General features: G+C 60.6%; 16 protein-coding genes. 4 read left to right on the top strand and 12 right to left on the bottom strand.

Translation table 11 applies throughout. From position 1 onward, the window contains the following. Nucleotides 1–28: 28 nt before the first annotated feature. The gene (locus tag M2367_RS03100; protein ID WP_042043391.1) at nucleotides 29–934 is read left to right on the top strand and encodes a LysR family transcriptional regulator; all 906 of its coding nucleotides are present in this window, start codon (nucleotides 29–31) and stop codon (nucleotides 932–934) included. 42 nt (nucleotides 935–976) lie between these two features. Here the strand turns inward: M2367_RS03100 and M2367_RS03095 are convergent, their stop codons facing one another. Continuing rightward, nucleotides 977–1,381 (bottom strand): hypothetical protein, encoded by a 405-nt coding sequence (locus M2367_RS03095; RefSeq protein WP_259235738.1) that lies wholly within the window; start codon nucleotides 1,379–1,381, stop codon nucleotides 977–979. Nucleotides 1,382–1,447: 66 nt separating this feature from the next. Here M2367_RS03095 and M2367_RS03090 point away from each other — a divergent pair, with 66 nt between their 5' ends. Then, a complete protein-coding gene (locus tag M2367_RS03090) occupies nucleotides 1,448–3,187 on the top strand; it encodes a formate--tetrahydrofolate ligase (protein ID WP_259235737.1) in 1,740 nt (579 codons plus the stop codon). A 215-nt stretch (nucleotides 3,188–3,402) separates the two neighbouring features. On the opposite strand, the gene M2367_RS03085 is transcribed toward M2367_RS03090, so the two are convergent. From M2367_RS03085 to folE, 3 genes are all read right to left on the bottom strand, one after another. After that, nucleotides 3,403–5,490 carry a methyl-accepting chemotaxis protein gene (locus M2367_RS03085; RefSeq protein WP_259235736.1) on the bottom strand — a complete coding sequence of 696 codons (2,088 nt, stop codon included), beginning with the start codon at nucleotides 5,488–5,490 and terminating at the stop codon, nucleotides 3,403–3,405. 298 nt (nucleotides 5,491–5,788) lie between these two features. Beyond that, nucleotides 5,789–7,438: a methyl-accepting chemotaxis protein gene (locus M2367_RS03080; protein ID WP_259235735.1), complete on the bottom strand. Its 1,650-nt coding sequence runs from the start codon at nucleotides 7,436–7,438 to the stop codon at nucleotides 5,789–5,791. A 313-nt stretch (nucleotides 7,439–7,751) separates the two neighbouring features. Further along, the gene (folE, locus tag M2367_RS03075) at nucleotides 7,752–8,408 is read right to left on the bottom strand and encodes a GTP cyclohydrolase I FolE (protein WP_042043384.1); all 657 of its coding nucleotides are present in this window, start codon (nucleotides 8,406–8,408) and stop codon (nucleotides 7,752–7,754) included. Nucleotides 8,409–8,625: 217 nt separating this feature from the next. On the opposite strand from folE, the gene moeA reads away from it, so the two are divergent. After that, nucleotides 8,626–9,852 (top strand): molybdopterin molybdotransferase MoeA, encoded by a 1,227-nt coding sequence (moeA, locus tag M2367_RS03070; protein WP_310504051.1) that lies wholly within the window; start codon nucleotides 8,626–8,628, stop codon nucleotides 9,850–9,852. Beyond that, nucleotides 9,849–10,643: a molybdopterin-synthase adenylyltransferase MoeB gene (moeB, locus tag M2367_RS03065; RefSeq protein WP_259235733.1), complete on the top strand. Its 795-nt coding sequence runs from the start codon at nucleotides 9,849–9,851 to the stop codon at nucleotides 10,641–10,643. Before moeA ends, moeB begins: the two co-directional genes overlap by 4 nt. A 48-nt stretch (nucleotides 10,644–10,691) precedes the next feature. On the opposite strand, the gene M2367_RS03060 is transcribed toward moeB, so the two are convergent. The 8 genes from M2367_RS03060 to M2367_RS03025 form a co-directional block, all read right to left on the bottom strand. Further along, nucleotides 10,692–12,152 (bottom strand): DUF1254 domain-containing protein, encoded by a 1,461-nt coding sequence (locus M2367_RS03060; RefSeq protein ID WP_259235732.1) that lies wholly within the window; start codon nucleotides 12,150–12,152, stop codon nucleotides 10,692–10,694. 9 nt (nucleotides 12,153–12,161) lie between these two features. After that, complete coding sequence (locus M2367_RS03055; protein ID WP_259235731.1) at nucleotides 12,162–13,367, bottom strand: OmpP1/FadL family transporter; 1,206 nt, start codon at nucleotides 13,365–13,367, stop codon at nucleotides 12,162–12,164. A gap of 11 nt (nucleotides 13,368–13,378) precedes the next feature. Next, nucleotides 13,379–14,821: a DUF1254 domain-containing protein gene (locus M2367_RS03050; protein ID WP_259235730.1), complete on the bottom strand. Its 1,443-nt coding sequence runs from the start codon at nucleotides 14,819–14,821 to the stop codon at nucleotides 13,379–13,381. A gap of 55 nt (nucleotides 14,822–14,876) precedes the next feature. Next, nucleotides 14,877–16,445, bottom strand: coding sequence for an arylsulfatase (locus M2367_RS03045; RefSeq protein ID WP_259235729.1), 1,569 nt, complete (start codon nucleotides 16,443–16,445; stop codon nucleotides 14,877–14,879). A gap of 35 nt (nucleotides 16,446–16,480) precedes the next feature. Continuing rightward, nucleotides 16,481–17,737, bottom strand: a complete 1,257-nt coding sequence (locus M2367_RS03040) for an anaerobic sulfatase maturase (RefSeq protein WP_259235728.1) — start codon at nucleotides 17,735–17,737, stop codon at nucleotides 16,481–16,483. Between the two features lie 509 nt (nucleotides 17,738–18,246). Continuing rightward, nucleotides 18,247–19,365: a hypothetical protein gene (locus tag M2367_RS03035; RefSeq protein ID WP_259235727.1), complete on the bottom strand. Its 1,119-nt coding sequence runs from the start codon at nucleotides 19,363–19,365 to the stop codon at nucleotides 18,247–18,249. Then, nucleotides 19,358–20,401, bottom strand: coding sequence for a plasmid segregation protein ParM domain-containing protein (gene parM / locus M2367_RS03030; protein WP_224430798.1), 1,044 nt, complete (start codon nucleotides 20,399–20,401; stop codon nucleotides 19,358–19,360). Before parM ends, M2367_RS03035 begins: the two co-directional genes overlap by 8 nt. 106 nt (nucleotides 20,402–20,507) lie before the next feature. Next, nucleotides 20,508–21,284: an alpha/beta fold hydrolase gene (locus tag M2367_RS03025; RefSeq protein ID WP_259235726.1), complete on the bottom strand. Its 777-nt coding sequence runs from the start codon at nucleotides 21,282–21,284 to the stop codon at nucleotides 20,508–20,510. Nucleotides 21,285–21,367: the final 83 nt, after the last annotated feature.

Here is a 21,367-nt window from a genome sequence, read left to right as displayed (position 1 = left end):
TAAAATAATTATTTACCGAGAGTTAACAATGGACCAGATAGCCGCCATGCGCACCTTCATCAAGGTGGTGGAGTGCCAGAGTTTTACCAAGGCCGCCGCCCAGCTCGGCATCTCGGTCGCCATGACCTCCAAGTTGATGCAGCAGCTCGAGGAGTCCCTCGCCACCCGGCTGCTGTCGCGCACCACCAGACAGGTCAATCCGACCGAGGCGGGCCAGTTCTACTACCAGCGATCCCAGGCGCTGCTTGCCGAGCTGGAAGAGACCCACAGCCAGTTGACCCACAACAACCAGCAGCCCCAGGGCACCCTCAAGCTGTCGGTGCCCATGGATTTTGGTTACCTGCATCTGGCCCCCGCCCTGCCGCGATTTCGTGAACGCTTCCCCGAGCTCAAGCTGGAGATAGAGTACAGCGACAGGCGGGTGGCGCTGGTCGAGGAAGGCTTCGATCTGGCCCTGCGCATCGGCACTCTGCCTGACTCCTCCCTGGTCGCCCGGCCCCTGGCAAACATGCGTCTCGAGGTGTGTGCAAGCCCCGGCTACCTGGCCAGACACGGCACGCCCCGGCACCCGGAGGATCTCAAGGAGCATGACTGCCTCATCTATACCCTGACCCAGCCGGACTGGGTGATGCATCGGGGGGAGGAGCGCCAGAGCGTGCGTCCTCAGGGGCCGCTCAGAGCCAACAATGGGGTGGCCCTGACCCGGGCCGCCTGTGATGATCAGGGCATCATATTGCAGCCGACCTTCATCGTCGGTGAGGCGCTGCGCGAGGGGAAACTGGTGTCACTGCTGCCCGAATGGGACAAGGGAGAGGTGGGATTGTATGCCCTCTATCCGCACCGGCGCTTCGTGTCGGCCAAGGTGCGTTGTTTCATCGAGTTCGTGCAGGAGCGCTATCTGGCCCCCCATTACTGGGATAATGTCACGCCCTGAGTCCCGCGGCACAGGGGGAGTGGCGACGGTCTTTGTCTGCGCTCAGACAACCTCATCCGCCAATCTGGCCTGCAATTGCTCCCCGTCGCAGTCGATCTGCCAGCGCGGCAGTCGGGTGCGGATCCGGGCCAGCTGCTCGGCCTTGAGCACATAGGGCAAGGCCACCGTCAGGGCGCGGCAATCATGGAGTGCCGCGATTTGCAGCAGCAAAATGAGGTTAGCCTCGTCACGGCGATTGCGGTTGATGCGCCGCGCGACCTCATCACGAAAGTGCTGCTCGGGATCCCCCGTCATCGCCTGCCAGCCGAATCCGAACATCGGCATGACGGCACTGATGATGCCAAGGGCGGTCAGGGGCCGCTTGGGCGGGTGATAGAGGCCATTGAGATCGAAGGCGACCGGCTCCTGCATGGGCACGCGATCCCGGGATAAAATATTATTACTCATTGGCCTGACCTCTTGGTTCCTCTAGACTCCCTGACATAGTCGAACTCCTATGCCAACGAGGTGCTGATGCTAAGCGATATCGAGATCTCCCGCCAGTCCCCCCGCCTGCCTGTGACCCTCCTCGCCGAACGCCTCGGCATCGATCCCGCCCATCTCTCGCCGCAGGGCCACCACATGGCCAAGCTGGACCCGGCCTTGCTGAGTCAGGGCGAGCCGCGCGCCGGCAAGCTGGTGCTGGTCAGCGCCATCACCCCGACCCCCCTTGGCGAGGGCAAGACGGTGACCACGGTCGGGCTCGCCATGGGACTCAACAAACTGGGCGAATCTTGCATCGCCACCCTGCGCCAGCCGAGCCTGGGCCCGGTATTCGGGGTCAAGGGGGGCGCCGCCGGAGGTGGTTTTGCACAGGTCGTGCCGATGGAGGCGATGAACCTGCACCTGACCGGCGACTTTCATGCCATCAGTGCCGCCCATAACCTAGCCGCCGCCGCCCTGGATGCCCGCCTGTTCCATGAGCGCAGACTCGGCGACCAGTTCACTGCCACGACGGGTCTGGCACGGCTCGAGATTGATCCGGCCAGGATCCTGTGGCCCCGCACCCTGGATATCAATGACAGGGCCCTGCGTCACATAGAGGTCGGCCTCGGCGGCGAGCAGGATGGGGTGCCCCGCTCCGACAGCTTCGTCATTACCGCCGCCTCCGAGCTGATGGCCATCCTGGCCCTGGCTCGGGACTTGCGGGATCTGCGCGCCCGCATCGGCCGCATCCAGCTCGCCCTCAATGACCAGGGCCAGCCCATCACCGCCGAGCAACTCGAGGTGGCCGGGGCCATGACGGTGCTGCTCAAGGAGGCGCTCAAGCCCACCCTGATGCAGACCACTGAGCAGACCCCGGTACTGGTCCATGCCGGTCCCTTTGCCAATATCGCCCACGGCAACTCGTCAGTGATAGCCGACCGCCTCGCCCTGCATCTGGCCGACTATGTGGTGACCGAGGCCGGTTTTGGCTCCGACATGGGGTTGGAGAAGTTCTTCAACATCAAGTGCCGTCAATCCGGACTTGCCGCCGATGCCGTGGTGCTGGTCACCACCGTCCGTGGCCTCAAGGCCAACAGTGGTGAGGTCAATCTCGTCCCGGGCCAGCCGCTGCCCGCCAGCTTGCAGCAAGAGGATCTGCCCACCTTGCAACTGGGCTGCGCCAACCTGGTCTGGCACATCCACAATGCTCGCCGCTACGGGGTGCCCGTGGTGGTGGCCCTCAACCGCTTCCCCAGCGACAGCGAGGCTGAACTCGAGATGGTGCTCGCCGCCGCCAGAGCCGCGGGGGCAGAGGCTGCCCTCTCCCAGGCTTTCACCCAGGGCGGCGCCGGGGCCACCGAGCTTGCCAGGGCCGTGGTGAACGCCTGCCATCAGACCAGGTTACCCACGAGCGAGTCCCAGCGCCTCTATCCTGACAGCCTGCCGCTGGCCGCCAAGCTCGCCACCCTGGTCGAGTGCGGCTATGGCGGACGCGGCATTCTGCTGTCCGAACAGGCCAAGGCCCAGCTCGCGGCCCTGTCGGCGGCAGGCTGGGATCATCTGCCGGTCTGCATCGCCAAGACGCCGCTCTCCCTCAGCCATGACCCGGCCCTCAAGGGGGTGCCCACCGACTTCGAACTGCCCATCCGCTCGCTGACCCTGTGTGCGGGCGCCGGTTTCGTCTATGCCCTGGCTGGCCCGGTCATGACGATGCCGGGGCTCGGCACCTTGCCTGCCTATCGACACATAGATATCGATGAGAGGGGTGACATTGTGGGACTGAGTTGATGACGCAGGCCCCGGCCCCACTATCGACACATCGATACCGATGAGAGGGGTGACATTGTGGGATTGAGTTGATGATGCAAGCCCCGGCCCCACTATCGACACATCGACACATCGACAGCGTTGCAAAGGGTGACATCATCGGATCAAGCGGATTACCCCCCACATGAAAGACCCCGCCAATGGGCGGGGTCTTTCACTGGCGTCAGGGCCATCCATCAGTAGTGGAAACGCCCCAGCTTGGTCATCACCGCCTCGGTCAGGCCGTGCATCTGCCGACTCTGGGCGTCCTGCTCCCTGGCCACCTGGGCCCCGGCCGTCGCCACCTCATGAATGCTGCTGACATTGAGGCTTATCTCCTCGCTCACCTTGGACTGCTGCTCGGCGGCGCTGGCTATCTGGGCCGCCATGTCCTGGATCCGGTCCGCCGCCACCACTATGGTCGCCAGCTCCTGCACCGCCTGTTCGGCATCTTGCAAGGCCAGCGTGCTCAGATTACGCCCCTCGGCCATGGTGCCAACGGCCGCACTGGTGGTCTCCCGCAGGCTGTTGATCATCTGCTGGATCTCCTGGGTCGAGGCTTGCGTCCTGGATGCCAGACTGCGCACCTCGTCGGCCACCACCGCAAAGCCACGGCCTTGTTCACCGGCCCGGGCCGCTTCGATGGCCGCATTGAGCGCCAGCAGGTTGGTCTGCTCGGAGATGTTGCGGATCACATCCAAAATAGTGCCGATCTGTACCCCCTGTTGCTGCAAGGCGGTGATCTTCTCCGACACCTCCTCCACCTGCCCGCTCAGCTGACGAATGCCGTTGGCCGAGGCACTCACCACCTGCTGACCCTTGTGCACGGCCTGACGGGTCTCATCCACCGCCTGGGCCGTGATCTGGGCGCTGCTGGCGACCGAATCCGCCGTGGAGGACATCTCGTGGATGGCGGCAGCCACCCATTCCACCTGCTCCAGCTGATGATGACTGTTGCTCAGCCCCTGTTGAGCCTGGCGAGCCGAGCCCGCGGTCGCCTGTTGCAGCTCCCTCACGCTGGCGGCGGTATCGGTCACTATGCCTTGCACCGTGGCGACAAACTGGTTGATCCCCTTGGCCAGGGCCCCCGTCTCATCGGGCCGGTTCTGGCTCAGACGCTGGGTCAAGTCGCCCCCGGCGCTGGAGAGACGCGCCACCATGCGCGCCGTCTCCTGCACCGGCCGCGAGATGGAGCCCGCCGCGAAGGCGAGGCAGACTAATCCCGCCCCCGCCACCAGCATGCCTACCATCAGCTGGGTCCAGATCCCTTTGCCAAACGCCTGGGCTCGCGCCTGCGCCGTCAGTTCATACTCGGCATAAAGCGCGCTATTGGGCACCTCGATGGCAATCCCCCAGGCCTGTTTGACCTTGTTGAGACGGATGGGCGCGAAGACGCTCAACTGGTCATCACTCTCCTCGCTGCCTGCCTGGCCTCGTTGCTGCTGGGCCAGCAACAGGGGATCTTGCAGGCGGCGACCGATGCCGCTCTCGTCGCCAGAGTCCGCGGCAAGGATGCCCATGGGGCTGATGATGCGCACCCTCCCCTGACCATCGAATACCCGCTGGCTGATGTTGAGGGCGATCTGCTGCAGATAGTTGAGCGAGTAATCGACCCCCACCATGCCGAGGTATTGATCGCCATCGAGCACGGGGACCACGAAGGAGGTGAGCAGCGTCGGTTGACCATTGACCTGATAGACCGAGGGATCGACCGCGCAGGTCGCCTTGCTCTGCTGCGGGCACAGATACCATTCGGAGGCGCGGATCCCGGTCTCGCTCGGTGTCTGGCTATAGAAGTCACCGAGGGGCTTCAAGCTGAAACCGGCCGGGCCGCGGCTCCAGTAGGGCGCGAAGTTGCCCGATCCCTGGCTATGCTGGCCATTGCCGGTATGAGCCAGATCCTCGCCATCGAAGCTGTTGGCCTCCCAGCCGCTGTAGATGCTGAGAAAGTCCGGGTTGCGATCGCCGATGTCCCTGAGCAGGGCCGTAACCTCGTCCCGGTTCAGGGGCTCACGCTGATGGACATTGCCCGCCAGCAGCGCCGCCAGGGTCTCACCGGCATCGAGCGCCAGCTCGAAGGAGCGCGCCACTTCGCTCGCCTGACCATCCGCCAGGGTCAGTAGCCACTGCCTGGCCTGCTGCCGGGCACTGGCATGACTCTCCTGCTGGATCTTCTCCTGCAAGCTGGCCAGGGAGAGATAACCGTAACCCACCACGCTGAGGACGGTGGCCAGCAGGATGCAACCCGCAAAAAACATGACCTGGTATTTGATGGAACGAAACATAACGAACGTGGCGCCTCCTGGGCCAAAATTTCAGGGATCATAAGGGGTTGAGGCAGTAACAGGAACTGGGGCAGCTGAAATTAATCACCGTTTTGTGAGCGTATTCGAACATTTCCGACAATCCGCTGACAACGCTGCCGCCGTGGCCCCCCCCTTGCCGGGGAAACCCTGGGTATTTGCGCGTCCAACGCCCGATCAGGCTACCAGCCAGGCCAAGGGGAAGCGCTGCTTTCAAGCCCTCAGCAACGACCAGGCCCCGCCGATGGGCGGGGCCTGGTTATCCAGCAGATGCCCGCAATCAGAGGGTGAAGCGCTGGGTCATATGGTGCAAGGAGGTGGCCAGCTTGCTCAGCTCGACACAGGCCTGGGCGGTCTGCTGCGCCCCCTGGGCGTTCTCGTCGGCGGCATTGTGGATGTTCACTATGCTGCGGTTGAGCTCCTCGGTCACCGCATTTTGCTGCTCGGTCGCGGTGGCGATCAGGGTATTCATGTCGCTGATTTGGGTGACGGCGCCGTTGATGCTGTCGATGCTGCCCCCCGCTTCCCGTGCCAGCCCGACGCTCGACTGCATCTGATGACGGCTCAATTGCATGGCATTGCCCGCCTCGGCGGCGCGGCTCTGCAGCAGCTCGATCATCTTGCTTATCTCGGCGGTGGAGTCCTGGGTACGCTGGGCCAGGGAGCGCACTTCATCGGCCACCACCGCAAAGCCACGGCCCTGTTCACCGGCCCGGGCCGCCTCGATGGCCGCGTTGAGCGCCAGCAGATTGGTTTGACCGGCGATGTCGCGGATCACGTCCAGCACCATGCTGATGTTGGCGCTGTCCGCCTCCAGCTGCGCCACCACGGCGCCCGCCTGCTCTATCTGCACTGACACCTCTTCGATGCTGCCGATGGCGCTGCGCACCACCTGGTTGCCCTGGGTCGAGGTGCGGGAGGCATCCTTGGCCGCGCCCATGGCATCCGTGGTGTTGCGGGCCACTTCATTGACCGTGGACTGCATCTCGTTCATGGCGGTGGCGACCTGGGAGACTTCGCTCTGTTGGCGAGCCATGCCGCTGGCGGACTGCTCGGAGATGGCGCTCACCTCCTCCACCGCGCTGCTCAGCTGGCTCACCGAGCCGGATATCTCACTCACCAGGTCGGCCAGGGCCCCCTGCATCTTGTGGATGCCGGCACCAAGCTGACCCAGTTCATCCCGGTTGAAGCGATGCTCCTGGATCCAGCTCTGCAACTCGCCCTTGCCCAGATCGCCGCCCGCGATGCGCTGGGTCTGGCGGGCCAGCATGATGAGGGGATCGCGGATCTGGCGGGTCAGCACCACAGAGAGCGCGATCACCAGCGCCAGACCGACCAGCAGGGCCAGGGTGACGCTCAGTTTGGCGGAGTCATACGCCCCCACTACTACCTTGCGGGAGGCGTCGGCATAGCCATGGTTGATGCGTACCAGATCGCCAACCGACTTGGCCAGGTTGGTGTAGAGGGTGATCCCCTCCCCCATGAAGAGGTGCTGGGCCTCGGTCATCTGACCGGCGTCCTGCATCTGCCTGATGCGCTGGTGCAGGCCGAGGTATTTCTCCCAGTCCGCCTTGACGATGTCGAAGGTGCGGCGCTCCTCCACATCCTCCGCCCAGATGGTGGCATCGTGGGCCGCTATCTGCTGCCCGGCCTCCCTCAGGCTCTTCTCGCTCTCATTGCGGTAATGGGCCTGCTGCTGGGGATCGTCCGCCACCAGAAAGACATCCAGCTCATAGCGGCGCACCGCATTGATGGTCTCCCCCAGGGTGCTGGTGCGCACCACGGCGGGCAGTATGCTGTCGGTGAACCCGGTGGCGGCCCGGTTCATGGTGCTGAATTCAAACAGTGAAAAACCGCCGATAAAGGCCATCATCAGGCCGAGTACGGCAAAGCCGGCGGTGAGTTTCTTGCCTATCGTCATGGTGTTCATGGCATGTCCTGCATATGGGTCATCAAGTGGCATTCGTCGGCGCTGGCCCCAAAAGGCGCGAGCGCGCTAGCTGCCATCCATAGCAGTCATTCAAATCTCATCCGTATCGGCACGGACGAGGGGGCCAAACGGGTGTCAAACAGACCATCTCGCGGCACGGTGAGCTGTATCGGCGCACGCGGGCATCCCTTTAGGATTTTTTCAAAAAATAAACCGGGGTGGGCAGACGGGAGAGAAAAAAAAAAAAAGAAGAAGAAGAAGAAGAAGAAGAAGAAGAAGTCGGGGCATGTCGGTGGGACATGCCCCAGGGTGACTAGCCTTTCAGGCCACCGAGAAACTCGGCGCGGGTATCGGGCTGGGTCTTGAAGACCCCGCCCAGGGAGGTGGTGGTGGTGTAGGAGGTCGAATCCATCACGCCACGGGCCTTCACGCAGTAGTGGGTAGCGGCGATGCTGATGGCCACATCCTTGGTACCGAGCAGGGTCTGCAACGCCAGCAATATTTGCTGGGTCAGCCGCTCTTGTACCTGAGGGCGGCGGGCGAAGAACTGGACGATACGGTTGATCTTCGACAGGCCGATCACCTTGCCACGGGGGATATAGGCCACGTGGGCCAGTCCGTCGATGGTGACGAAGTGATGCTCGCAGGTGCTGGTCAGGCTGATGTCCTTGACCATGATCATCTCGTCCACCTTCATCTTGTTCTCGATGACGGTCACCTTGGGGAAGCTGGCGTAGTCGAGGCCGGAGAAGATCTCGTTCACATACATCTTGGCGATGCGATGGGGAGTCTCGGCCAGGCTATCGTCGGCCAGATCCAGGCCGAGCGTCTCCATGATGGCACGCATGTGGCCCTCGATATTTTCCTTTTTTTGCTGGTTGTTCAGGGAATTGGAGACCAAGGGGGTCTCCAGTCCTTCGGCCTCGAGGGCCGCTCTGACCAGCAGGGCTTCCTGGCTTAAGCTCATCATCTTGTCTCTCTCCCACACAGAGGGAATATTATGGCCCACAGGGTTTGTGGCGGCATAGTAAACGGCGATTGGCCTCATAATTCAAGTCACCCGCACGCCCATGCCCTGACTTTATGTTAATACGAGGGGTTTTACTGCCCTAATCGCCTGCCCATTCGGGGGGGATTTTGGGATAATCCCCCCATAACCCAGTTTCCCTTACCAAGAGGTCATGACAATGGGATTTGATACCGCAGCCCTACTCCCCTTAAGCGATGCCCTGGCGAGCATGCTAAAACGACTCGATTGCAGCTGCGACGCCGAGTCCGTTGCCCTGCCCCAGGCGCTAGGTCGGATATTGGCCGACGACATTCTCTCTCCCCTGTCTGTGCCTCCCTTCGATAACGCCGCCATGGACGGCTACGCCGTGCGCCTGACCGATCTCGCCGCCGGCACCCCGCTCAAGGTGGCTGGCAAGGCGTTCGCCGGCCAACCCTATCAGGGCGAGTGGCCCGCGGGCCACTGTATCCGCATCATGACGGGGGCACCTGTCCCCTTGGGCACCGAGGCGGTGGTGATGCAGGAAGAGACCACGGCCGAGGGGGACAAGGTCCTCTTCCTGAGTCAGCCGGTTGTGGGCCAGAATGTTCGCCGCCGCGGCGAAGACATCCGCGAGGGCGCAAGCGTACTGGGGGCCGGCACCCGGCTCAGTCCACGGGAGTTGCCGCTGCTGGCCTCGCTGGGCATCGCCACCCTCAGGGTGCGCCGTCCGCTCAAGGTCGCCATCTTCAGCACCGGTGACGAACTCAAGCCGGTGGGCGCCCCCCTTGCCCATGGCGACATCTATGACTCCAACCGCTACGGGGTCAGGGCCATGCTGGCACGCATGGGGGTAGATTGCCTGGATCTGGGTATCATCCCCGATGACCCTGCCGCCTTGCGCGCCGCCTTCCTCAAGGCAGACAGTGAAGCCGATGCCCTGATCACCACCGGCGGCGTCTCGGTCGGCGAGGCGGATTTCACCAAGCAACTGCTGGAAGAGCTCGGCGAGATCGGTTTCTGGAAACTCGCCATCAAGCCGGGCAAGCCCTTTGCCTTCGGCCGCCTGCCCCATACCTGGTTCTTCGGCCTGCCGGGCAATCCGGTCTCCGCCATGGTCACCTTCGATCAGCTGGTGCAACCGGCACTGGCCAGGTTGGCCGGGCAGCGCTGGACCCCACCCCTGCGCATCGAAGCCATTGCCAGCGAGCCCCTGAAAAAATCACCGGGACGACTGGACTTCCAACGCGGCATCCTGAGCCAGGGCCCAGACGGCCTGACAGTGCGCAGCACCGGCTCCCAGGACTCCGGCGTGTTCAGTTCCCTGGCCAAGGCCAACTGCTACATAGTGCTGGAGCAGGCACGGGGCAAGGTTGCCACCGGGGAGACCGTCACCGTCGAGCCGTTCGGGAGCCTGCTGTCGTGAGCGAGATCCTCAGCGACGCCGAGCTGCTGCGCTATAACCGCCAGATAGTCCTCAAGGCCTTCGATTTCGAGGGACAGGAGGCGCTCAAACAGGCCAAGGTGCTGGTGATAGGCGCCGGGGGTCTGGGCTGCGCCGCCGCCCAGTATCTGGCGGTGGCCGGGGTGGGCCAGCTCACCCTGGTGGATTTTGACAAGGTGGAGCTCTCCAACCTGCAACGCCAGGTGCTGCACAACGACGCCCGCATCGGTCAGTACAAGGTCGCCTCGGCGGCGCTGAGCCTGCGCGCCCTCAACCCTTGGCTCAAGGTCGAGACCCATGCAGCCCTGGCCGACGAGGCACTGCTCGATGCCCTGCTGCCGAGCCACCAGCTGGTGCTCGATTGCACCGACAACGTCACCATCCGCAATCTGCTCAACCAGCGGGCCCGCCAGCATCGGGTGCCCCTGGTCTCCGGCGCCGCCATCCGACTGGAGGGGCAGGTGATCAGCTTCAGCTGGCAAACGGATGAGCCCTGCTACGCCTGCCTCAGCGGCCTGTTTGGCGAACAGTCGCTGACCTGCGTCGAGGCGGGGGTGCTGGCCCCCATGGTCGGCCTGGTGGGCAGCCTGCAGGCCCTCGAAGCCATCAAGCTGCTCGCCGGCATGGGCCAGAGCCTGAGCGGCCGCCTGCTGATGATCGATGGCCTGTCCGGTGGTTTTCGCGAGATGAAGCTGCCCAAGCGCCCCGACTGCCCGGTCTGCTCACTCCTGAGCACGGCATCCTCATCATCTCTGCGGTCACGCTCCCCATAAAAAATCCCGGCCAGGGCCGGGATCTTTTAGTTGCTATCTACAACAGGTTTACTTAGCGGCTCGCACTATGGCTGGCGGCGCCCAGCTGGCGTTCACCAGCTCAGGTTTGGGTCCATAGGCACGCAGCGTCATGGCAAACTCCCCTGCCGGGGCAGGTAACCAGTTGTCCAACTTGTCTGCGCTGGGCTGCTCATGCTGAACATAGAGGGTCAGGGAACCATCGGTATTGTACTTGAGCGACTTGTTCTTGGTCCCCGTCGAGTAACGTTTGAGGGCATTGGTGGCAAAGAAGTGGTACTTGTCATACATGGTCAGCGACCAGAAACCGGTCACCGGTGGCGTCTGCCCCTTGGCAAAGGTCAGGCTGTACTGATGGGCCCCGCTCAAGCGCTGACCCGCACCATCATGCTCGGCAAAAATGTAGCTGGTCTCATCGACGCCATTTTCGAAGATATTGGACTTGGCCACCGCCAAACGGGTCAGGTAATCCGTGCCCCACTTGGCGTTGTTGAGGGGGCGGGTCCAACCATGGGCCAGCCTGACCCCATTGTTGTTGAGCAAGAAGAGTGGATCCACTATCTGCTGCTCGGCCCGCTCAGCCACCTCGGCCAGGACCCTGGCGATGGCAGGATCCTGCTCGCCTGCCGCTATCAATGCCTTGAATTGGCCATACAGCGCCTCTTCCCCCGGCAAAGGCGGCACTTCCGCCAGCACCGCGTTCAAATCGCTGAAGAAACGCTTGGGCGTAACCCAGCTCAGTTCCCCCTTGCTATCCCCTTCTGTTTTGGGCAAGGGCAGCACCTGTAACTTGCTCCAATCGGTGCGCTGCATGGTGCCATCGAAACGTGACAACGGGTACATCATCACCTCAGACAGCACCGGCTGAATGGCCGCCCTGTCCGTCGCAGTATCCGCCATGAAGGCTCTGGGGATCACCACGCCAGTGTGAGTCGGAGAGCGGAATACACCGCTGATCCCCTTGGGGGTCTCTCCTTGCCAGTTCGGCCCCACCAGCAAATAGAAACCGGGTTTGGTACCATGCACAGTACCTAACCTAGCGAAGCTGTCGGTGCGCTGATCCGCCACCTGATAGAGCCAGAAGCGATCGCCGAAGTCAGGCACCTGGATCACCACCGGCTCCTTGTCCAGCGCCAGGGCACCAAAGCCATAGACCACATCCTGATTGGGATGGGCCACTATCTTGACGTTGGGGTCGATATAGTCGTTGAGCATGGCAAGCTCATTGAGGGGCGCCACCGGCGTCGGGCCCAGCAACGCTATCTGGGGCACCTGGCTATACATGGCCCTGCGGTTGTGCATATTGACCAAGGGCCAGCCCCACGCATAGGCGAGCTGCCCTACCGCCTCGGCATAGCCTGGGGTCATCACAGTACCGGCCACAGGACCTGGCACTGTGGCCGCAGGCTGAATCGCCTCTGCCGACACAGTGACCGAGCAGAAGGACCCGCACACGGCCGCACCCAGCAAGATTCTGGAAATAGTAGCCATCTGGCCTCCTTAGAAGCGGTAGTCGTAGTTCACGGTCATGAAATAGAGCGCCATGTTCTGGTACTCCCCTGAGAGCCCCCCTCCCTGCACCTGGGCATTTCCCAGGTTGAGGTACTCAAGCGCAGTGCCCACACTCTGGTTTGCACTGAGCCGATAACGGGCCCCTGCGCCAAGGCGCCAGGCGCGATCGGATGGCAGGGTCAAAGAGGCATCGGACTGGCTCTGGTAAAAACTGGAGTCGTAGGCAATGCCCGTGCTGAGCAGCCACTCGGGCGAGAGTTGATACTGAGTGCCCAACGCCAGATGCCAGGTATCTTGTAATCGGTGCTTGCTCGGCACTTGATTACCAGCTGCCTCAATACTGCCATCATCAAATTCACTCCAGTTCTGCCAGCCAATATTGCCCAACAAGGCCCAGCGTGCGTCGAGGCGCTGATAACCGCTCAGCATCAACTGACTGGGGGAGGACGTGCTGGCATCGATGGGGATATTGAAGGTGAGCATCTGGGGCGGCAGCGGCCCGGGCGGATCGATGGCCTTGCTGACCTGGGTCTCGATATCGTAATTGAAATGGGTGCGGCTGCTATACGCCAGACCAATGCGGCTGTTCTCGCTCCATTCATAAAGCAGACCCAATCTGGCATTCAAGGCCCAGTCATGGTCCTTGAGATCCTGCTCCCCGGTCTGGCTGTCTCGACTCAGGGAGAACATGCCGTAGTTGATGCCAAGCCCCCCACCGACGGAGAGTCGAGGTGAGAGCCGCACTGCCACCGTAGGTTGCAGTGTCAGTGCCATGAGAGAACTCTCTCGTACCAAGCCACTGCCTGCCCAATCCCCAAAGTCGAGACCCAGACCGAAGTTGCCATAAAAACCCACCCCAATCTTGACGTCCTGATTGATGCTATGGCTATAAAACAGACTCCCCTGAGGGGAGAACCCCACCACATTGCCCGGGCTCTTGCCAGGCCCATCCAGTGCATAGGAGGCATCGCCATAGAGCCCTTGCAGGCCGCCGCTGACCTGATCCCCATCCAGTCTGGTCATACCCGCCGGGTTACCAAAGATGGTACTCGCATCCTGGGCCCTCGCCGCCATGCCAGCACCGGCCAGCCCAACATCATCGGTGGCTATCTCATAGAGGTAGAGGCCCCCGGCCAGACTCTGACCGGAATAAAATGCGGCCAACATGGTCACTCCGAGCGGTAGATAGCGCATAGGATGTCCTCTCATTGTGGTGTCATGACCTCGACTTGGGGCAGTTCATATTCACCAGACAGCACACTCTCTTGCGGCTGATAGAGGCGCAGCAACAAATAGAAGGGACCTGCGGGGGTGGGCAGCCAATTGGCCTGCTTGTCACCCTTGGGTACCTCGCGCTGCAGATAGAGATCGAATGAACCGTTTTCTGCCATTTTGAGCCCCTGGGTATCGCTGCCCAGCTTGTAACGTGCTATCTCGTTGTGCACCAACATTTTGTCCACGGTGTTATACACGGTCAACGACCAGAAGGCGTTGGTGGGCGGCGCCTTCTTGAAGTGCAGAACATAGGCTTTATCGCCGCTGAGTTGCTCACCTTTGGCGTCGGTGGAGCGCAGCGGATACATGGCTTCTTTCTCTCCCTGGCCACCCAGATAGGGGCCGGACACCAGGGCCCGCAGCGGATAATCGGTACCGAAATGATCCAGACCACTGGCCCAGGCCCAACCGTTTCGTTGCACGGCAGAGGTTGCCAGCGCCGAGACGGCCACCTTGGGGCCATCAGTCAGGGCCTTGAGCAACCCTTGGCGCTGAGGCTCAACAAGTTGGCTGGCATCGAATCCTTGCTCCGTCAGCCCAAAGCGGCCGAACTGAGCGAATAGTGACGTATCACGCGCTGGCACCCCATTATCTTTGAGTACGGCGCCCAGTTGGCGATAGAAGCCCAGGCCATCCTCCCCCATCTCGGGTAGCGCTGGCAGCACCTGGTAAGGGGCTGTGTATTGCTTGTTGTTCATCTGGGAGAGCGGCCGCAGTGTGAAGCCTTTTTGCAGCAGAGCCACAGGAGCCATATCCTCACCCTGTTTCACGCGAAGTCGCCCCCACAACCAGACTTTGCTGGTCGTCACGTCGAGTCGGGTGACCCCTGTAGGCAGAGTGCCCTGCCAGCCCGGCGGTACCAGGGCAAAATCTCCCGCTTTGGTGCCTGTGGTACGACGCCCGACATAGTGTTCAAGCTCCTGCCACATATTGAACACATCCACCACGTAGTAACGATCATGGGTGTCGGGCACGTGCAGTATGTAAGGCTCATCGAGCTTGACGATGGCGCTCAGATAAAGGGTGTCATTGTTGGCGGTGGGCATGTCTTTGGCATCAGGGGTCGCCAGCTCCCTTGCCCAGCCCAACTGATTGAGGGGGGCCCGGTAGCTGGTTGCAGCCTGGGAGGCGGACACCTGAGTGTATTCACGGGCAATACGCTCCATGCGCACCAGAGGATAACCCCAGACATAGGCATTGACGCCGTTGGCATAGGCATCTGCTGCGAGCCCTCCGGCGATGTTCTCTGTACTGGTGGGCATGGTCAGCAAGACATCCGTCTCTGTTTGCTGGGCATGGACGCCAGGCACCAGCAGTAGCGTCGTGCCCATGCCTGCCAGCAACAGGGCTCGCCATATTGACGTCAATTTCATAGGAGAACCTCTAAATTGGATACGGCGGCACCATGGCGCCACCGTCAGAGCTTCATCAATTGGCATGTTTTTTAGCACTTTCCAACTGATTCAGGGCCGATGCTACCCCGATGCCACTGGAGCCTTTTTGCGCAGGCGGATACTCTTTCATGCTCTGCATAAAGGCTTTCACCGGCGGCATGATCTTGGGCAGCAACCAACTCTTCTCTTTCATCCACAGTAAATGACCACCGGTCTCGGGGCTGCGCTCGTAAGGGTCCAGCTTGATATCGATCATCAAACCGCCCGGGATCTTGCGCGTGTCGTCCAACCACTTGTCCTTCACCGCCAAGTGGATCTTCCACTGCTCGACACGGATGGCGTTGAGATGAGTCTCACCAAAGTAGAAGAACTCATGGCGTTGGGATTTGCCATCGGACTTGGTCAACATGTCTATCTGGTTGTAACCATCGAGATGGTTCTTGTAGACCCTGTCACCCACTTTCAGTCCCTTGAGCAGATCCTGTTTGACATCAGGTTCACCGACAGCCGCCATCAGAGTGGGGACCCAATCTTCCGAAGTCATGAAACCGCCATTCCAGGTGTTGGCCTTGATGTGACCTGGCCAGCGCACCAACATGGGCACCCGGAACCCCCCTTCCCAAGTCAGCCCTTTCTCTCCCCGGAAAGAGGCGCTACCGGCCATGGGCCAGTGAGCCAGATTGACCCCGTTATCCGAGGTAAACATGACGATGGTGTTCTCGCTCAGCCCCTCTTTGTCCAGGGTATCGAGCAGTTTGCCGACCAGATGGTCGAGCTGCAAAATCGCATCGGCGTACTCGGTATGGCCACTCTTGCCGAGCCACTCCGGACTGACGTGGATCTGTTGGTGCATGCGCGACGGGTTGTACCAGAGGAAGAAGGGACTATTTGCCGCTTTCTGCTTCTTGACCCAATCGATGGAAAGATCGGTGAAAGTATCATCCACCGATTCCATCAGCTTGCTGGTCAAGGGCCCCTTGTCTTCAATGGTCTGTTTGCCTACCCGTCCCCAACGTGGGTCCACGGTCGGATCATCCTTGTCGGACGCCAAGGCATGGATCATGTTGCGTGGACGGCCAACAAAATTGGGATCCTTGGGAAAATCCGGCTGCTCCGGCATCTCCATCATGTTCAGGTGGTAGAGAAAACCATAAAACTCATCGAAACCATGCAAGGTTGGCAGATACTCATTGCGATCGCCGACGTGGGATTTGCCAAACTGAGCCGTGGCATAGCCCTTGTCTTTCAGCAGTTGCGCCAGAGTGACGTCACTGTCTTGCAGACCAATTTTATCTCCGGGTTGCCCAACGGCAGTCAACCCCGTGCGAATAGGATACTGGCCGGTGAGAAAGGCGGCGCGTCCCGCCGTCGAGCTTGGCTGGGCATAATAGTCGGAGATCATCATCCCCTCGGTTGCCAGGCGATCGATGTTGGGGGTATCGACGGCCCCAATCCCTCGGTGATAGGCAGAGATATCCATGGGCGCCATGTCATCGACCATGATCATCACTATGTTGGGTTTGCTGGTATCAGCTGCCATGGCAAGTGACAAAGGAGACGTCATCGCCCCCAGTACCAGACTGGCCAATAAGGTTTTTTTCATGGTTTTCATCCTTTTTTACTTGATGACCCCGGGACTTAAAACAAACCGAGACGGCGCAGCAACGGCACCATGTCGCTATCTATGTGGCGATAGAACTGCATAAAACCGCCGCATAAGTAGTTGAGCCCCCTTTGTCCTTCCTGGGTGCGGAGCAATCTGTCTTTCGGACATCCCCCCCAGCACAGCGCCAGGTAATCACAACGACGGCACTGATCAGGCAGCGTCAGATGCTTGGCCTGTCCAAAGGCAATCTGTTGATTGCCAAAAGCGAGATCGCCCAAATGCTGCTCGGCTATGTTGCCTATCCGATGTTCCGGGTAGACGAAGTGATCGCAGCTATACACCTCCCCGTCGTGCTCAAGGGCAAGCGCCTTGCCACAGAAAGGAGCCTGGGTGCACATCTGGGCAGGCATGCCTGCCGATTGCGCCACGGCGGTTTCGAACAGGTTGACATGAACTCGCCCCACCCCTTCAGCCAACCAGACATCCCAGACATCACAGAGGAATTGGCCGTAGTCGGCGGCGGCTACGCTCCAATCGGTAACGATGGACATGGGGTGGCCGGGCTCGGCCTCGGGACTGCCCTGCCATGGCAAGGCTTCGGTGGCTAGCGTCGTCACCGAGCCCTGGCGAAAGATCCTGGGCTCCACCACGGGGGTGAACTGGATACGGGTGCAACCTAGCTCCTCGGCGAGGAAGCGATAAACTCGCTCCCCTTGCTTGGCGTTATTGCGATTGACGACACAAAGCGCAGCAAACGGCACCTCTGCGCCGCGCAGCAACTCGACCGCTGTCATGACGCCATCGAAGGTCGGTCGGCCAGCCCGGTTCTTGCGGTGAATATCGTGCAGATCACGGGGGCCATCAATGGAGAGGCCAACCAGAAAACCATGTCGTTTGAGAAAAGCGACCCAAGCCTCATTGAGCAAGATGCCATTGGTTTGCAGATCGTTCTCGATCCGCTGCCCGGCCTTGCGATACTTGGCCTGCAGTGCCACCACTTTTTCGAAGAAAGGCAACCCGAGCAGAGTTGGCTCCCCCCCCTGCCAGGAGAAGACCACCTCATCCCCTGTCTGGGCTTCTATATATTGGCGGATATGCTGTTCGAGCAGTTCGTCCGAAAGCCGAGGGGCGGCATCATGTTGGAACAGATCCCCCTTATGCAGATAGAAGCAATAGTCACAATCGATATTGCAGCGGGATCCACCGGGTTTGACCATGGTATGGAAGCGGTAATGCTGCCCCTTCGGCAGAGGGGGTAAATGGCTGTGGGGTAAATGCAACGATAACACCTCTCAAATCCATTGAATGCAGATGCGACAGGCTCCCAGTCTCGGCGTTATTCTTGCTGATGCATAGGAAGCAGCTAACTATAGCTTTTGGCTGGCGTAGCCGGATATGTATGCCCATATTCAGCAAAATAATTTCTTGCGAAATAAAGTGACCTTGACGGCAGAATCAACAATCTACTATGGCTTTGCTTCAGACAAGTTAATCACCACCGAAAAAACCATCAAAAAAATAAATGTAATTAAATGATTTTAATGGAAAAAATAAAAAAACACGCCACACTCCTGTTTTCTTCGTCCCCGAATGTCGCCGGCCAGAAAGTACACCACCCAAATACGCAAGCAATTTCACATTAAATCAATGCAATCTTCTACCCACACAGACTCATAGCGAGAGTTCAATTCATAAAGCCGCCGATATATCACCAGAAATAGACAGATATAAAAAAACCGAACCCAGGGGTTCGGCTTTTTTATTGGCGGATCGCTACATGAGCACCATGGGTCGGCCCTTAGAAGAGGCCCCTGGCTTTCACCTTCTTCATGTTGGCGACCTGGCTCGAGAGATCCTCGATCAATGGCTCGGCCGTCCGCTTATCCAGATCCACGGATCGGCCCGGCTGACTGGCCAGTCGCTGGATCAAGCTGTGTTGCTCGCGAATAAGCCGGGATTGCTCTTCCAGCTGACGGGAGAGCTGCAAGATGCTGCTGGCAAGGGGCGCCAGGTCCGGCTCGGCCGCCGCCGGCAGCCTGCCGGCGATGGCGTCTGCCAGCTGCTCAGGGTCCAGCGAACCCGGCAGCCCTTGCCGGATCTCGTCCCACAACTCGGTGGGTTGCTGCTCCCCGAGACGACTGACTATCTCATCGACCAGCTTGCCCTGATCCGGCATAGCCGCCTGCTGACCGAGACGATTGACTATCTCATCGACTAAATTACCCTGATCCGGCATAGCCGCCTGCTGGCCGAGGCGATTGACTATCTCATCGACTAAATAATCCTGATCCGGCGTAGCAGCTTGCTGACCGAGGCGACTGACGATCTCATCGACCAGCTTGCCCTGATCCGGCGTAGCGGCTTGCTGGCCGAGGCGATTGACTATCTCATCGACTAAATAATCCTGATCCGGCGTAGCGGCTTGCTGGCCGAGGCGATTGACTATCTCATCGACTAAATTACCCTGATCCGGCGTAGCGGCTTGCTGGCTGAGGCGACTGACTATCTCATCGACCAGCGCCCCGCTGTTTCCCTGCTCCAACCGGGGGCCCAGCCGTGCCACTATCTGATCAACCATGGCATCGCCCGCAGAAGGGGACGCCTCGCTCCCCTCCCCCAGGGTGAAGCCACAACTGGCAAAGGCGTGACGCAGGGTCATCAGGCTGACTTGTTCGGGCCCGAGCGCGTTGGCAACGGCCTTGCACAGGTTCGGTGCCAGCACGTACATGAACATCCCCGACAGGTAGATGTCCTTGTGGAAACGGCTCTTGGAGAAGTCGAACTCCTCCGCCCCATCCTGGATCTTGCGAGCCCGCTGGTACCAGTTCTGCAACACTCCGACCGCGTAGCGATCAGACTCCAGCGCACCCGGATCCATGTAAATGGAGAAGGTCATGCGCTTGAGCTGACTACTCATCAGCCACCTCGGCCATCACGGCCGCTTCCCGGTACACTTCCTCTTCTTCCGTGGTGTAGAGGCAGATCTCCCGGGCCAGGGCAGACTGTGCATCGTCCAGCAATTCAACTCTGTCGCCCAGGGTAGGATAAGCCTGTTTGATCGCCTCGTGGATGAGGGGGGCACCACCACCGACCAGATAGACCCGGTTCGGGTTCTTGGCGAATTTCTTCGCCTCGTGGGCGACCTGGCTACCCAGCTCGTCTATCTTGTTCTGCATTTTTTCCAGGATCTTGGGGATCTGGGCCTCGTCGTTGACCACGTCACGCACGAAGCTGGCGTCACCACGACGCTTGATAAACTCGTTGGCCACCAGATAGCTGGAGTCGCTGTCGGCGGCGGCCAAGGCCTTGCGTACCGCATCCGTCACCATGGAAACACCTATCTCGTTGTTGCCATAGACGTCGGACACATCGTCGAACTCGCCGACGATGATGCCCATGTCCAGGGTGGTGCCACCGCAGTCGATCACCAGGGTCTTGGTGAACTCGTTGCAGCCCGAGCCAATCAGGCGGGAGAGGGCGGCAGGCAGGCTCTCCGGCATCACTTCCACACTGACGATATTGAACAGCTCCCCCTTGTTGAGGGAGATGGCACGAAGCAAGTTGCGCCGCTTCTTCTCGATTTTCTCTTCGTTGCGCTGGCAGTCATCCGGCTGGTAGAACTCCGTAATGGGCAGCGTCACTGTGATCGCCACATCGCACGGCGCCATGCCGGTCTGCAGCAGGGCGTGGTGCACGGAGAGCAGGTTCAGGTCGTCGTACTGATACTCCACATGGGTGGTGGCCAGTGACTTGTCCGAGGTGGCGTCATAGGTGTACTTGGTGTTGCCTATCTCGTAGTTGTAGATCTTCTTGTCTTTGCGCAATGCGGCGCTCTTCCAATCCTTGCGAAACGAGTTGGGGGAGATGATGGTCTTGAGCGCCTTGTTATCGATCCAGCTGACCTTGACGTTGGTCGAACCATCATCGATGGCCATCTTCATTACTTCAGACATATGGGGAATACCTATGGGGGAGCAGACAACATGGTCCGATTGCCTTGCACTCTGGCAAGCCAAGGCGATCGAACCACTACATACACGGTTTATGAAGGCGACAAGTCTAATGTCTTTCTAAAATCCGTTGAAGCAAATGATTGAATCCGGAGGGATCTTCCGCAGGCCAGGCGTGGTGGCCACGGGGATTATGCACCGTTGCGTTGGGCAGGGCGGCAAACTGCTCCACCCGTTTGGCGAGCGGCAGGTAATCATGGGTCGTGGAGATGATGGCGACCGGCTGCCAGATGGCGCCGAGCCGGGCACGGGCCGACCAGCCGGGCAAGGCGTCCAGCAGGGACTTGTAGACCTTCTTGCGATTACGGCAGAAACGTTGCCGGAAGGTACGACGCATCTGGGCAAGTTCAGGGCCGGGAAAGAGCTCCCGCCCCAGCCACCAGGCCAGCGGCCGCATGCCAAACCAGCGCAGCCACTTGAGGCGCTGGGCGTAACGCTCCTGCTCCCTGGGGTTCTCCAGCAGACACTCGCTCACCCCGTTGACCAGCACCAGACCGCGGATCTTGCCTGGCAGTTGCAAGGCCAGCTCCAGCGCAACCATGGCCCCCAGTGAGAGTCCCACCACCCAGGCAGGCTCTGGCTGTTCATCGAGCCAGCGCACCACGTCCGCCGCCAGGGTCCCGACATCGAAGGGCCCCTCTTGCAGGCTCTGGCCATGGCCACGCAAGTCGATGGCCACCACCCGATAGTCGTCGGAAAAATGCTCGAGCTGGGCCTGCCAGTCCAGGCTGGATGACCCCAGGCCATGGAGCAGCAGCAACAAGGGGCCCTCCCCGGCACTGCGCCAGGCCAGTCCCTGAGACTTCATGATTTGATTGCGACGCATCCATTTTCCTCAAACACGCGTGCCAAGCCCTCGAGCCCTCTGCCGATGGCGTCGAGCAGCCCAAGGTCGCCATAGCGCAGCTC

It is taken from the genome of Aeromonas sp. BIGb0445, from assembly GCF_024809075.1.
Lineage (GTDB): Bacteria > Pseudomonadota > Gammaproteobacteria > Enterobacterales > Aeromonadaceae > Aeromonas > Aeromonas rivuli.
This window is presented reverse-complemented; position numbering and strand designations above follow the sequence as displayed.

Bases quoted from the DNA above. Each gene is read 5' to 3' on its own strand.
- M2367_RS03100 (WP_042043391.1), top strand. From the start codon at position 29: ATGGACCAGATAGCCGCCATGCGCACCTTCATCAAGGTGGTGGAGTGC.
- M2367_RS03095 (WP_259235738.1), bottom strand. From the start codon at position 1,381: ATGAGTAATAATATTTTATCCCGGGATCGCGTGCCCATGCAGGAGCCG.
- M2367_RS03090 (WP_259235737.1), top strand. From the start codon at position 1,448: ATGCTAAGCGATATCGAGATCTCCCGCCAGTCCCCCCGCCTGCCTGTG.
- M2367_RS03085 (WP_259235736.1), bottom strand. From the start codon at position 5,490: ATGTTTCGTTCCATCAAATACCAGGTCATGTTTTTTGCGGGTTGCATC.
- M2367_RS03080 (WP_259235735.1), bottom strand. From the start codon at position 7,438: ATGAACACCATGACGATAGGCAAGAAACTCACCGCCGGCTTTGCCGTA.
- folE (WP_042043384.1), bottom strand. From the start codon at position 8,408: ATGATGAGCTTAAGCCAGGAAGCCCTGCTGGTCAGAGCGGCCCTCGAG.
- moeA (WP_310504051.1), top strand. From the start codon at position 8,626: ATGGGATTTGATACCGCAGCCCTACTCCCCTTAAGCGATGCCCTGGCG.
- M2367_RS03060 (WP_259235732.1), bottom strand. From the start codon at position 12,152: ATGGCTACTATTTCCAGAATCTTGCTGGGTGCGGCCGTGTGCGGGTCC.
- M2367_RS03055 (WP_259235731.1), bottom strand. From the start codon at position 13,367: ATGCGCTATCTACCGCTCGGAGTGACCATGTTGGCCGCATTTTATTCC.
- M2367_RS03050 (WP_259235730.1), bottom strand. From the start codon at position 14,821: ATGAAATTGACGTCAATATGGCGAGCCCTGTTGCTGGCAGGCATGGGC.
- M2367_RS03045 (WP_259235729.1), bottom strand. From the start codon at position 16,445: ATGAAAAAAACCTTATTGGCCAGTCTGGTACTGGGGGCGATGACGTCT.
- M2367_RS03035 (WP_259235727.1), bottom strand. From the start codon at position 19,365: ATGAGTAGTCAGCTCAAGCGCATGACCTTCTCCATTTACATGGATCCG.
- parM (WP_224430798.1), bottom strand. From the start codon at position 20,401: ATGTCTGAAGTAATGAAGATGGCCATCGATGATGGTTCGACCAACGTC.
- M2367_RS03025 (WP_259235726.1), bottom strand. From the start codon at position 21,284: ATGCGTCGCAATCAAATCATGAAGTCTCAGGGACTGGCCTGGCGCAGT.